A 12,316-nucleotide genomic window follows, 5' to 3' on the forward strand; every position below is an offset into this window, starting at 1 on the left:
GCCCCCTCAGTGCCTCAACGCGGGATGACCCTCGTTGATTAGAAAAGACCCCCGTAGGCATGTCAATAAGAAACCGGAAGGTATGGAATCCCCGGGTGGGATATCAGGGTGATTCACCCCCTTTGTTCCGATATAAAACCGTCAGTAAATCGTCAGTGGCGTGGACCCGACGGAGGTGAACAGCAGCTTTCGGACTCAGGAGTACGCTTTCGCAGGGTCCTTGCGGAGGCTCGCGGGGCGGCGACCCACGAGATCACGCCATAAACAGACGGCCGGGTACGGTCCTCGGCCGACGGGCCCCGACCGGCCCCGCCGTCCGGCCGGTGCGCCCCTCTAGAGCACGGCCGCCGCCGTGAGGAACCCGAAGCCGAGGGTGATCAGCCCGGTACGGACACGGTGGAAGGCGTTCCAGCGGCGCTCGAAGCCGGCGCGGACGGCGGCCGGGTCCCCGCCTGTGGCCTCCGACGCGGCCAGCGCGGTGTTGAGCGGGATGTTTCCGCCGATGGTCACGGCGTGGTTCAGGGCCGCGCAGACGAGCCCCGCGAGGACCAGCCACTTCTGGGTGTCGGTGCGGCCCTCCACCGGGACGAGGAACGCGGCGAGCGGGAACGCGACCGTGCCGAGGAAGACGGTGAGGAACAGGGCCCTCGGCACGTACGCGTTGATCCGGCGCATCGCCGTGACGAACTCCGCGTCGGCCAGCCGGGCCAGCGCGGGCATGATGCCGGTCGCGAAGATGACCATGAACCCGGCGTAGAGACCGGCGCAGCCGACGGCGAGGGCGAGCAGCAGGGAGGGCATGGCCTCATGATGCCGCCTCGGCCGCCGGACGCACCGGATACCTGTACGAACCAGCGAGCGGGTCAGGCGTACGGGTCACCCGACCCCAACTCCCCCTCGCCGCTCCCGCCTTCACCGGTCGGCTCAGGGGTACGCAGCCGGGACGCCTGCCGTACGGCCTCGGCCAGCTCGCGCACGACCGCCGAGCCGGAGCGCGCGGCGAGGGCTTCGGCCCGCTCCGCGAGCGTGGCGAGCCCCGGCGCGCCCGGCAGGTCGCCGCCGCGCAGGGTGTCCGCGAAGTACGCGGCGAGGGCGGTCAGTTGGAGGCTGTCGTGGCCGGGGCCCCAAATGTCGGCGGCGAGCGCCCCGGTCTCCACGGTGCCGGAGCGCTCGTGCGGCCGCCGGCTCTCGGGGTCTAGCCAGCGGACGGTGGCGGTGGCGACCCGTCCGGACGCGCCGGGCCGGGTCTTGACCGCGTAGAGGGCGGTGACGGTGTGGCCGGCGCCGATCTCGCCGCCGTCCACCCGGTCGTCGCGGAAGTCCTCGTCGGCGACCTCCCGGTTCTCGTAGCCGATCAGCCGGAACTTCTCCACGGTCGCCCGCTCGAAGGCGACCTGTGCCTTGGCGTCGCGGGCGCGCAGCTCGACCTGCGCGGGCAGCTGGTCGACGAAGACCTTGCGGGCCTGCTCATCGGTGGAGACGTACGTGGTGTGACCGTCGCCCTTGTCGGCGAGGCGTTCCATCAGATCGTCGCCGTAGTCGCTGCCGACGCCGACACCGAAGAGGGTGATGCCGTGCGTCCTGCGCTCCTCGTCGATCCGGGCGAGGATCGCCTCGGCCCCGGTCTCGCCGGTGTTGGCGAGGGCGTCGGAGAGCAGGACGACCCGGTTGGTGGCGCCCTCGCGGCGGCCCTCGACGGCGACGTCGTATCCGGTGCGGACGCCCGCCTCGACGTTGGTCGAGGCGCCGATCTCCAGGGAGTCCACCAGTTCGCCGACGCGGTCGCGGGCCTCCCCGACGCGGGTCATGGGCAGCCGGGTCTCGGCCTCGGCGCTGAAGGTGACCAGCGCGACGGCGTCGTCGTCGCGGAGTTCGCCGACGAGCAGCCGCAGGGACCGCTTGACGAGGTCGAGGCGGCCCGGCTCGCGCATCGATCCCGAGACGTCGACGACGAAGGTCAGGGCGGCGGGCGGGCGCGGGGCCCGCCGGTCCGTGCCGCGCGTGGCCAGCCCGACCCGGACCAGGGACCAGCCGTCGGCGCCGGCGCGCGCCCCGTCGAGGGTCACACTGAAGCCGTCGTCGGCCGGGCGCGGGTAGTCGGGGCGGAAGCTGTTGACGAACTCCTCGGGGCGCACGGTCGCCGGGTCGGGCAGCCGCCCCTCGGCGAGGGCGCGGCGGGCGTAGCCGTACGAGGCGGTGTCGACGTCCAGGGCGAAGGTGGACAGGTAGTCGGGCGCGTGGCTCGGCGCGCGCTGTTCGCCCTCCGGGTGCGGGGAGGCGCCGTCGGGGGCGGCCGTGCCGGCGGGTCCCTTGCCGCCGTCCGGCACGAGCGGGGCGTGGTGGCCGTCGCTCGTCGTGGGCGCGGTGCCGTCCGCGGCGCAGCCGGACAGGGCCAGGCCGGCGGCGAGCAGCGCCGCGAGCAGGGTGGCGGCGCGGCGGGTACGGCGGGTACGGCGGGGGGCGGGCCGGGGACTTCCCCGCTCCCCGGTCACCGCCGGCGTCCCCGTCGCCTCCCTCACCCCTGGCGTCTCCGTCGTCCCCTTCACCCCTGGCGTCCCCCTCGTCACCGCTGTCCCCGCTGTCCGATCGGTTCGGTCCATGTGGTCTCCCCCTGACTTCTGTGGGCTCGTGTGACTGTGACGAACGGGAGGCCGGGGCGGAGCCGTCGGAGGAGTTGCGGATGGATCTCGATGTGGCAACGGCGGTGGGAACGGGCCGGGGTGGCATGGATTCGCCATAGTTTTCAACAGGGGTTGTCACCGTGTGCAGTCACATGCGTACATGGAGTGGACATCGATCGGTCGGGGGTGGTCAGCGGTGGCAGAGAGTGCGGGCTCCGTGATGCTCGCCCGGTCGGCGATGAACCGGGCCGCGACCGAGGGACAGCGGCCCCCGGGGCGCCCGGTCCGGGGCGCGCGGCGGATCAGTGCCGTGCTCGCCGGGCTGGCCGCCTCCACCCGGCACGAGCTGCTGACCTTCGACGACCCGGTCGCCTCCGCGGACTGCGCGATCCCCGAGCCGTTCCTGGAGCTGGCGGTGGCGTGCATGCGGGCGGCGGCGGAGCGGGCCGGTGAGGTGCGGCGGATCGTGCCCCGGCACGCGCTGCCCCGGCTGGAGGACGGGCCTCCGGTCCCGGGCCGGGCGCGGCTGGCCGAGGCGATCCCGTTCAAGATGATCCTGGTCGACCGGGCGGTGGCGGCGGTCCCGCTCGACCTGGAGCTGTTGTACAACGGGCTGTTGCTCATCCGGGACCCGGTGGTGGTGCACGCCTTGGTCCGGACGCATCACCTCAGCTGGGCGGCGGCCGAGGACCCGGCGTACGTACGGCCGCGTCCGTCCCCGTCGCGGGAGCCGCCCCCGCAGCTGCGGCCGGTCCTGGAAGCGCTCGTCTCGGGTGTGACGGACGAGACGGCGGCGGCCCGGCTCGGTATGTCGGCGCGCACCTACAGCCGCAGGGTGGGCGAGTTGATGGCGGCTCTGGGGACGACGAGCCGCTTCCGCGCGGGCGCGGAAGCGGCTCGGAGAGGGTGGCTGTGAGCACGGGAGCGGGGGCGCCGTGCCCCCGCCCGGCGCGGGGGTGGGCGCCGTGCCGGGGAGGGCGGGCGACGGGCCCTGTCCGGGGCCGGCCCCGGGGGGCCGGGGTGTGCTCAGGACACGATGTCCTTGCGGGCGAAGCCGCGGAAGGCGAGGGCGAAGAGGACCAGGGCGAAGGTCACCGAGATCGCGGCTCCCTTGATCATGCCGCCCCACTCCAACTGCGGCTGGAGGGCGTCGATCCAGGCGAACTGCCAGTGCGCGGGCAGGAAGTCGCGCCAGTCGCCGAGCGCGGTGACGGCGTCGAGGACGTTGCCGACGATGGTGAGACCGACGGCTCCGCCGACCGCTCCGAGCGGTGCGTCGGTGCGGGTGGAGAGCCAGAACGCGAGCCCGGCCGTGACCAGTTGGGAGACGAAGACGAAGGCCACCGCGAGGGCGAGCCGCACCAGGGCGTCGGTGGCGGGCAGGGAGCCGCCGGTCGGCAGCCGGAGCGGGCCCCAGCCGTAGGCGACCGTGCCGGCGGCGAGGGCGACGAGTGGCAGGAGGAGCATCGAGGCCGCGCTGTAGAGGAGGGCGACGGCCAGTTTGGAGGCGAGCAGCCGGGACCGGGGGACGGGTGCGGCCAGGAGGTAGCGCAGCGAGGACCAGCCGGCCTCGGAGGCGACCGTGTCGCCGCAGAAGAGGGCGACCGGGATGACGAGGAGGAAGCCGGCCGAGACGAAGAGGCAGGTCGCGGCGAAGTTGGCGCCCGAGGCGGTCGCCGTGTCCATCAGGGTGATGCGGGTGTCCGGCCCCTCGCCGTCCGGGCGGCCGATGGCGAAGGCGACGATGAGGACGAAGGGGAGGGCGGCGAGCACTCCGCCCATGACGAGGGTGCGGCGGCGTTTCCACTGGCGCAGGGCCTCGACGCGCAGGGGCAGGGTGCGGCCGGCCCGGTATCCGGGCGCGGCCTCGGCGGGACCGGTGCCGAGGCCCGCGCGGTGGGGACCGGCGGGGTGCCCCGGGTCCGCCGGGTCCGTGAGGGTGCCGGGGCCGCTGCTCATGCGGCTCCTCCTTCGATGAGGGCCAGGAAGGCGTCTTCGAGGCGCCGGTGGGGTCCGACACCGGTCACCGGCACGTCCAGGCGGACGAGTTCGCCGATGAGCGCGGTCGCGTCGGCGCCGTCGAGACGGACGAGGAGACCGCCGTCGGCGCGGGTGGCCGAGCCGACGCCGGGGAGGGCGGCGACCTTCTCGACCAGCACGTCGGAGACGTCCTCGCCGAGGGTGACCAGCAGGGTGGATCCGGAGCCGGTGATCTCGGCGACGGGTCCGGCCTGGACGAGCCGGCCGCGGTCCATGACGACGAGGTGGGTGCAGGTCTGCTCCACCTCGGCGAGGAGGTGGCTGGAGACGATGACCGTGCGGCCACCGGCCGCGTAACGGATCATCACCTCCCGCATTTCGCGGATCTGCGGCGGGTCGAGTCCGTTGGTCGGCTCGTCCAGGATCAGCAGGTCCGGCAGGCCGAGCATCGCCTGGGCGATGGCGAGGCGCTGGCGCATGCCCTGCGAGTAGGTGCGCACGGCCCGTTCGAGCGCGCCGCCCAGGTCGGCGATGCGCAGGGCCTCGTCCACGTGGGCGTCCCCGGCGGGACGGCCGGTGGCCTTCCAGTACAGCTCCAGGTTCTCCCGCCCCGACAGGTGGGGCAGGAAGCCGGCGCCCTCGACGAAGGCGCCGACCCGGGAGAGGACGGGGGCGCCGGGCCGGACCGCCTGGCCGAAGATCCTGATCTCGCCCTCGTCGGGGGTGATCAGGCCCATGAGCATCCGCAGGGTGGTGGTCTTCCCCGCGCCGTTCGGCCCGAGGAGGCCGAGGACCTGGCCCTGTTCGACGCCGAAGGAGAGGTCGCGGACGCTGTACCGGTCACCGCCCGCGTACTTCTTCGACAGGCCGGTGATCCGCAGGGGTACGGCGGCGAGGTCCGGGTCGGGGGCCGGGGCGGCGGTCCTGCGGCGGGCGGTGAGCAGCAGCGCCGCGGCGACGGCCAGACCGAGGAGCGGCAGGCCCCACACCCACCGGGGCAGCGGGGCCGCCTGGGTGTCGACACCGGGCGCGGTCGGGACGGCGAGGGGGCCCTCGACGGCGACGGTGTACGTGGCGGGGACGACCGGCGAGGCGTAGCCGAGGTCGGTGGCGGCGAGGACCAGCCGCAGCCGGTGGCCGGCCTCCACCTCGTGGTCGATCGCCGGGAGGGTGAGGGTGAGGCTGCGGCCCCGCGCGGCGTCCTCGACCCGGACGGGGGTGACGAGCTGGGCGGGCAGGATCTGCTGCCGCCCGTCGGGCCCGACGTCGTACACCTTGGCGAAGAGGACGGCGGAGCCGTCGGGAGCGGTGGAGGTGACCTTGACGCGGACGGTCGGGGCGCCGGTGACGCGGAGCGGTTCGCTTTGCGGCGCGGCGTCGAAGCGGGCGTGCTGGCCGGGGAAGTCGAGGGCGACGCCGACGCCGAGGGAGGAGAGGCCCGAGAACCCGCCGCCGAGGCCGGGGACGGCGGAGACGGCCGGCGGGGCGGCGCCCGCCGGGTTGGCGAAGGGCCGGGGCGCCCCGGTGAGCGGGACGGCGCGGACGCCGGCGGCGAGGCCCGGGTAGCGGTCGGCGGTGGCGGCGCGCAGGGTGGCCTGCCCGTCGGTGGAGTCGACGCCGCCGGTGCGGCTGACCCGGAAGGCGGGGCCGGTGTCGACGGAGGTGTCGCGCTTCAGCCAGCGGTCGAACCAGGTGGTGACGCGCCGTTCGACACGGTCGGTCTCGCGGTCTCCGCCGTCGTGGCCGCCCGCGATCCAGTCGACGGCGACGGGGGCGCCGTTGGCGGCGAGGGTGCGGGCCATGGCGTCGGCCTGGTCCAGGGTGAAGAGGGAGTCGCTCTGTCCCTGGACGATCAGCGCGGGCGCCTTGATGCGGGAGCCGACGGCGGAGGGGCTGCGGGCTTCGAGGAGGGCGCGGGCGGCGGCGTCCGGGGTGCCGGAGACGGCGACGCGCCGCTGGAGGGCGCACAGTTCGGCGGTGAACCGGCCGCAGGCGTCGGCCCCCGCCGTGGCGGCCGGGGTGCCGGCGGCCGTGGGGGCCGCCGTGCCGCCCGGGGCGGCTCCTGGCTCCGCCTGCCCGGCGGGCGGCGCGGCCGGGTCGGCCGGGCGCGCGGGGACGGCGGGCGGCCCGGCGGGGGCGGTGCCCGCCGAGAAGAAGATCCCGGCCCAGAGCTTCTTGTAGACGCCGTTCGGCAGGAGGGCGTCGGCCAGGTTCCAGTAGGTGATCTGCGGCGCGATGGCGTCGACGCGCGGGTCGTGGCCGGCGGCGAGCAGGGAGATCGCGCCGCCGTAGGACGCGCCGGTGACGCCGACGCGCGGGTCGCCGGGGGCGTCGAGGAGGACCTCGGGCCGGGCGGCGAGCCAGTCGATCAGTTTCCGGACGTCCCGGACCTCGTGGTCGGGGTCGTTGAGCCCGATCCGGCCGGTGGAGGCGCCGAAGCCGCGGGCCGACCAGGTGAGCACGGCGTATCCGTCGCGGGCCAGCCGTTCCGCCTGGGCCCGGACGTCGTCCTTGGAGCCGCCGAAGCCGTGGCCGAGGAGCACGGCGGGGCGCCGGCCGGTGCCTCCCCCGGTGAAGTACGAGGTGTCGATGCGCACCCCGGCCATGTCGAGCGCCCGGTCGGCACGGTGCACGGGCGGCGCTTCGTCCGTGGCCACGGCGGTCCAGGTGCCGGCACCGGCGAGGACGGCGAGGACGGCCGTGACGGCGGCCCACCGGGAGGGGCCCCACCGGGGAATTCGGAGTCGCATGGGACGAGCCTAGGCGCCACGCGGGGGCGGCGCGGCTGTCCGGGGGCGGAGTTCGGAGGCCTCCTCGAGGTGGACGGGGGCGCCCCCGCGTACCACGGGTGCGGTACGGGGGGGCGGCGGCCCGGCGGGTCCCACACCCGGACGCCGGACGCCCGCGCCCCTCGCCCGGCCCCGTCAAGTGCCTCCTCGCGGTGGTTCGGAGGGCGGGTGGGGGATGTTCCGTGTGGAAGGTGGCGGAGGTGGAGGACGACCGGACCGCACCCTTGTGTTGCTCATGACAACACGTCACTCTGTGGGACACCTCCGGCCGACGAAAGGTTCAGGTGCCCCCCACATGAATCGGATCCCCCGCCGCCTCACGGCCCTCGTCCCCGCCCTCGCGCTCGCCGCCGGCCTCCAGCTCGCGGTCTCCCCCACCGCCCGCAGCGCCCCCGCCCTCGGTGACCTGCGGCTCGCCCCCGCCGCCACCGCCGTCGAGAACAGCTGGATCGTCGTCCTGAAGGACGGTTCCACCCGCGCCGCCGACCTCGGTGTCACCCCGAAGCACGAGTACCGCACCGCGCTCAAGGGCTTCTCCGCCACCCTGTCCAAGGCCCGGGCCGCCCAGCTCGCCGCCGATCCCCGGGTCGCGTACGTGGAGCAGAACACGACGGTGCGGATCGCCGACACCCAGAACGGCGCCACCTGGGGCCTGGACCGGATCGACCAGCGCGACCTGCCGCTGTCGACCACGTACACGTACGACACCACGGCGTCCAACGTCACGGCGTACGTCATCGACACCGGCATCCGCACCTCCCACGGCGAGTTCGGCGGCCGGGCCACGGTCGGCACCGACACCGTCGGCGACGGACAGAACGGCCAGGACTGCCAGGGCCACGGCACCCACGTCGCCGGCACGGTGGGCGGCGCGAAGTACGGCGTGGCCAAGGGCGCGAAGCTGGTGGCGGTACGGGTCCTCAACTGCAGCGGCTCGGGCACGACGGCCGGCGTCATCGCGGGCGTCGACTGGGTGACGGCCCACGCGGTCAAGCCCGCCGTCGCCAACATGAGCCTCGGCGGCGGGGCGAACGCCTCCCTCGACGACGCCGTGAAGCGGTCCATCGCCTCCGGTGTCACCTACGCGGTGGCCGCCGGCAACGGCAACATCCTCGGCTGGCCCGCGAACGCCTGCAACTACTCCCCCGCCCGCGTCCCCGAGGCGATCACCGTCGGCGCCACGGACTCCGCCGACAAGCGGGCCTCCTTCTCCAACTACGGCACCTGCGTCGACCTCTTCGCGCCGGGCGTCTCGGTCACCTCCGCGTGGAAGGACAACGACACCGCCACCAGCACCATCTCCGGCACCTCCATGGCGGCCCCGCACACGGCGGGCGTCGCCGCCCTCTACCTGGCGGCCCACCCCACGGCCACCCCCGCCCAGGTGAGCTCCGCCCTCGCGGCCAACGCGACGGCCGGCAAGGTCCAGGACCCGCGGACCGGCTCCCCGAACCGGCTGCTGTACTCCCGCTGGTAACCGGACACGGCGACGGCCCCCGGGGAGAGTCCCCGGGGGCCGTCGCCGTCCGCGCGCGCGTCAGTGGTTGCGCGGGAAGCCCAGGTCGACGCCCGCCGGGGCGTCGGACGGGTCCGGCCAGCGGGTGGTGATCACCTTGCCGCGGGTGTAGAAGTGCACGCCGTCGTTGCCGTAGATGTGGTGGTCGCCGAAGAGGGAGTCCTTCCAGCCGCCGAAGGAGTGGTAGCCGACCGGGACCGGGATCGGCACGTTCACGCCGACCATGCCGGCCTGGACCTCCAGCTGGAAGCGGCGGGCGGCGCCGCCGTCGCGGGTGAAGATCGCGGTGCCGTTGCCGAACGGCGAGGCGTTGATGAGCGCGAGGCCCTCCTCGTACGTCTCGGCGCGCAGCACGCACAGGACCGGGCCGAAGATCTCGTCCCGGTAGGCCGCTGCCGTGGTCGGCACGTGGTCCAGGAGCGAGAGGCCGATCCAGTGGCCGTTCTCGTAGCCCTCGACGGTGTGGCCGGTGCCGTCGAGGACGACCTGGCAGCCCTCGTCCGCCGCGCCGCGCACGTACGAGGCGACCTTGTCGCGGTGCTCGGCCGTGATGAGCGGACCCATCTCGGAGCCGGGGTCGGTGCCGGGGCCGATCGTGATCTTCTCGGCGCGCTCGCGGATCTTCTCCACCAGCTCGTCGCCGATCGAGCCGACGGCCACGACGGCGGAGATGGCCATGCAGCGCTCACCCGCGGAGCCGTACGCCGCCGAGACGGCCGCGTCCGCCGCCGCGTCCAGGTCGGCGTCCGGCAGGACCAGCATGTGGTTCTTGGCACCGCCGAGCGCCTGCACCCGCTTGCCGCGGGCGGAGGCGGTGGCGTGGATGTGCCGGGCGATGGGCGTCGAGCCGACGAAGGAGACCGCGGCCACGTCCGGGTGCTCCAGGAGCCGGTCGACGGCCACCTTGTCACCGTGGAGCACGTTGAAGACGCCGTCCGGGAGGCCCGCCTCCGCGAGCAGTTCCGCGATCTTCAGGGAGGGCGAGGGGTCCTTCTCGCTCGGCTTGAGGACGAAGGTGTTGCCGGTCGCGATGGCGATCGGGAACATCCACATCGGCACCATGGCCGGGAAGTTGAAGGGCGTGATGCCGGCGACGACGCCGACCGGCTGGCGGATGGCGGCCACGTCGACCCGGTTCGAGACCTGGGTGGACAGCTCGCCCTTGAGCTGGGTCGTGATGCCGCAGGCCAGGTCGACGATCTCCAGGCCGCGCGCCACCTCTCCGAGTGCGTCGGAGTGGACCTTGCCGTGCTCGGCGACGATCAGCTCGGCGATGGCGTCGCGGTTGGCGTCGAGCAGCGCGCGGAAGGCGAAGAGGATGGTGGTGCGCTGGGCGAGGGACGAGGTGCCCCAGGTCGCGAAGGCGTCCTTGGCGGCGGCGACGGCCGCGTCGACCTCCTCGGCGGAGGCGAGCGCGACGCGGGTGGTGACGGCGCCGGTGGCGGGGTCGGTGACGGGACCCCAGTTGCCCGACGTGCCCTCGACGGTCTTGCCACCGATCCAGTGGTGGACGGTCTTCGTCATTGCGTGCTCCTTCACAGATGGCGGCGTCGGGCGGTGACGTGCCGGTCGTACTCCTCGCGGGCCCCGACCGCCGACGGGCGGGTCGAGGTCGCGGCCACGGGCACATCCCACCACGCCTGGGCGGGGGGCGCGCCCGACACTGTGTCTGCCGTTTCGGTCTCCACGTAGACACATGTGGGAACCGTCGCCTCCCGCGCGTCCGCGAGGGCTTCCCGCAGGTCACGCACGGTACGGGGGCGCAGCACGCGCATGCCGAGGGAGGCCGCGTTGGCGCCGAGGTCGACGGGGAGCGGCGGTCCGGTGAAGCCGCCGTCCGGGTCCCGGAAGCGGTAGTCGGTGCCGTACCGCTCGGCGCCGACGGCCTGGGAGAGGCCGCCGATCGAGGCGTACCCGTGGTTCTGGAGCACGATCAGCCTCAGCGGCAGGCGTTCCTGGACGGCGGTGACGATCTCGGTGGGGTTCATCAGGTACGTGCCGTCGCCGACGAGGGCCCAGACGGGGCGGCCGGGAGCGGCGAGCAGGACGCCGAGGGCGGCGGGGATCTCGTAACCCATGCAGGAGTAGCCGTACTCGACGTGGTACTGGTCGCGGGAGCGGGTGCGCCACAGCTTGTGGAGGTCGCCGGGGAGCGAGCCCGCGGCGTTGATCAGGATGTCGGTGGCGTCGGCCAGGGTGTCGAGGACGCCGAGGACCTGGGCCTGGGTGGGCCGGGCGGAGGGGTCGGGGGCGGCGTAGGCGGCGTCGATCCGCCGCTGCCAGTCGTCCTTGGCGGCGGTCCAGGGGTACGGGCCGGCGGGGGCGGGCGGGCGGGGGCCGCCGAGCGCCTCGGTGAGCGCGGTGAGCCCCTCGCGGGCGTCGGCGACGAGCGGCAGCGCGGCCTGCTTGTGGGCGTCGAAGCCGGTGATGTTGAGGTTGAGGAAGCGGGTGCCCGGCCCGAAGAGGGTGCCGGAGGCGGTGGTGAAGTCGGTGTAGCGGGTGCCGACGCCGATGACGAGGTCGCTGCTCCGGGCGAGGTCGTCGGCGGTGGCGCTGCCGGTGTGGCCGATGCCGCCGACCTCGCAGGGGTGGTCGTACGGGAGGGCGCCCTTGCCGGCCTGGGTGGTGGCGACGGGCAGGCCGGCCCGTTCGGCGAAGGTCCGCAGGGCGTCCTCGGCGCCGCTGTAGCGGACGCCGCCGCCGGCGACGACGAGGGGCCGCTCGGCCTCCCGTACCGCCCGGACGGCCGCGTCGAGTTCGGCGGTGTCGGGCCGGGGCCGGCGGACGCGCCAGACCCGCTCGGCGAAGAACTCCTCCGGCCAGTCGTACGCCTCGGCCTGGACGTCCTGCGGGAGGGCGAGGGTGACGGCGCCGGTCTCGGCGGGGTCGGCGAGGACGCGGACGGCGGCGAGGGCGGCCGGGATCAGCGCCTCGGGCCGGTCGACGCGGTCGAAGTAGCGGGAGACCGGGCGGAGGCAGTCGTTGACGGACACCTCGCCGGCGGTGGGGAGCTGGAGCTGCTGGAGGACGGGGTCGGCGGGGCGGGTGGCGAAGGTGTCGCCGGGCAGGAGCAGGACGGGCAGGTGGTTGACGGTCGCGAGGGCGGCGCCGGTGACGAGGTTGGTGGCGCCGGGGCCGATGGAGGTGGTGACGGCGTGCGCGGAGAGGCGGTCGCTCTGGCGGGCGTACCCGACGGCCGCGTGGACCATGGCCTGTTCGTTGCGGCCCTGGTGGAAGGGCATGCGGTCGCGGTGTTCGACGAGCGCCTGGCCGATGCCGGCGACGTTGCCGTGGCCGAAGATGCCCCAGGTGGCGGCGATGAGCCGGTGCCGGACGCCGTCGCGTTCGGTGTACTGGGCGGCGAGGAAGCGGACGAGCGCCTGGGCGACGGTGTGGCGGGTCACCGGGGA

8 protein-coding genes are annotated in these 12,316 nt (G+C 74.5%); 2 read left to right on the forward strand and 6 right to left on the reverse strand.

Annotated features, from left to right (window positions below):
- Positions 1 to 333 precede the first annotated feature (333 nt).
- Positions 334 to 801, reverse strand: coding sequence for an anthrone oxygenase family protein (locus ABTY40_RS02005; RefSeq protein ID WP_352057717.1), 468 nt, complete (start codon positions 799 to 801; stop codon positions 334 to 336).
- Positions 802 to 863: 62 nt separating this feature from the next.
- Complete coding sequence (locus ABTY40_RS02010; RefSeq protein ID WP_352057847.1) at positions 864 to 2,423, reverse strand: vWA domain-containing protein; 1,560 nt, start codon at positions 2,421 to 2,423, stop codon at positions 864 to 866.
- Between the two features lie 394 nt (positions 2,424 to 2,817).
- Between ABTY40_RS02010 and ABTY40_RS02015 the strand changes: the two genes are divergently transcribed.
- Positions 2,818 to 3,537 carry a helix-turn-helix domain-containing protein gene (locus ABTY40_RS02015; RefSeq protein WP_352057718.1) on the forward strand — a complete coding sequence of 240 codons (720 nt, stop codon included), beginning with the start codon at positions 2,818 to 2,820 and terminating at the stop codon, positions 3,535 to 3,537.
- A gap of 110 nt (positions 3,538 to 3,647) precedes the next feature.
- Here ABTY40_RS02015 and ABTY40_RS02020 read toward each other — a convergent pair whose 3' ends face one another.
- Together ABTY40_RS02020 and ABTY40_RS02025 are read right to left on the reverse strand one after the other, a co-directional pair.
- The gene (locus tag ABTY40_RS02020; RefSeq protein WP_352057719.1) at positions 3,648 to 4,580 is read right to left on the reverse strand and encodes an ABC transporter permease; all 933 of its coding nucleotides are present in this window, start codon (positions 4,578 to 4,580) and stop codon (positions 3,648 to 3,650) included.
- Positions 4,577 to 7,351, reverse strand: a complete 2,775-nt coding sequence (locus ABTY40_RS02025; protein ID WP_352057720.1) for an alpha/beta fold hydrolase — start codon at positions 7,349 to 7,351, stop codon at positions 4,577 to 4,579. Before ABTY40_RS02025 ends, ABTY40_RS02020 begins: the two co-directional genes overlap by 4 nt.
- Before the next feature lie 334 nt (positions 7,352 to 7,685).
- On the opposite strand from ABTY40_RS02025, the gene ABTY40_RS02030 reads away from it, so the two are divergent.
- Complete coding sequence (locus ABTY40_RS02030; protein ID WP_352057721.1) at positions 7,686 to 8,867, forward strand: S8 family peptidase; 1,182 nt, start codon at positions 7,686 to 7,688, stop codon at positions 8,865 to 8,867.
- Positions 8,868 to 8,927: 60 nt separating this feature from the next.
- Here ABTY40_RS02030 and mmsA read toward each other — a convergent pair whose 3' ends face one another.
- Positions 8,928 to 10,430 carry a CoA-acylating methylmalonate-semialdehyde dehydrogenase gene (gene mmsA / locus ABTY40_RS02035; protein ID WP_352057722.1) on the reverse strand — a complete coding sequence of 501 codons (1,503 nt, stop codon included), beginning with the start codon at positions 10,428 to 10,430 and terminating at the stop codon, positions 8,928 to 8,930.
- An 11-nt stretch (positions 10,431 to 10,441) separates the two neighbouring features.
- Positions 10,442 to 12,310 (reverse strand): 3D-(3,5/4)-trihydroxycyclohexane-1,2-dione acylhydrolase (decyclizing), encoded by a 1,869-nt coding sequence (iolD, locus tag ABTY40_RS02040; RefSeq protein ID WP_352057723.1) that lies wholly within the window; start codon positions 12,308 to 12,310, stop codon positions 10,442 to 10,444.
- Between the last annotated feature and the right edge of the window lie 6 nt (positions 12,311 to 12,316).

Origin of the sequence: Streptomyces sp. NPDC126503, assembly GCF_040302405.1 — a bacterium.
Taxonomy (GTDB): Bacteria; Actinomycetota; Actinomycetes; order Streptomycetales; family Streptomycetaceae; genus Streptomyces; species Streptomyces gulbargensis.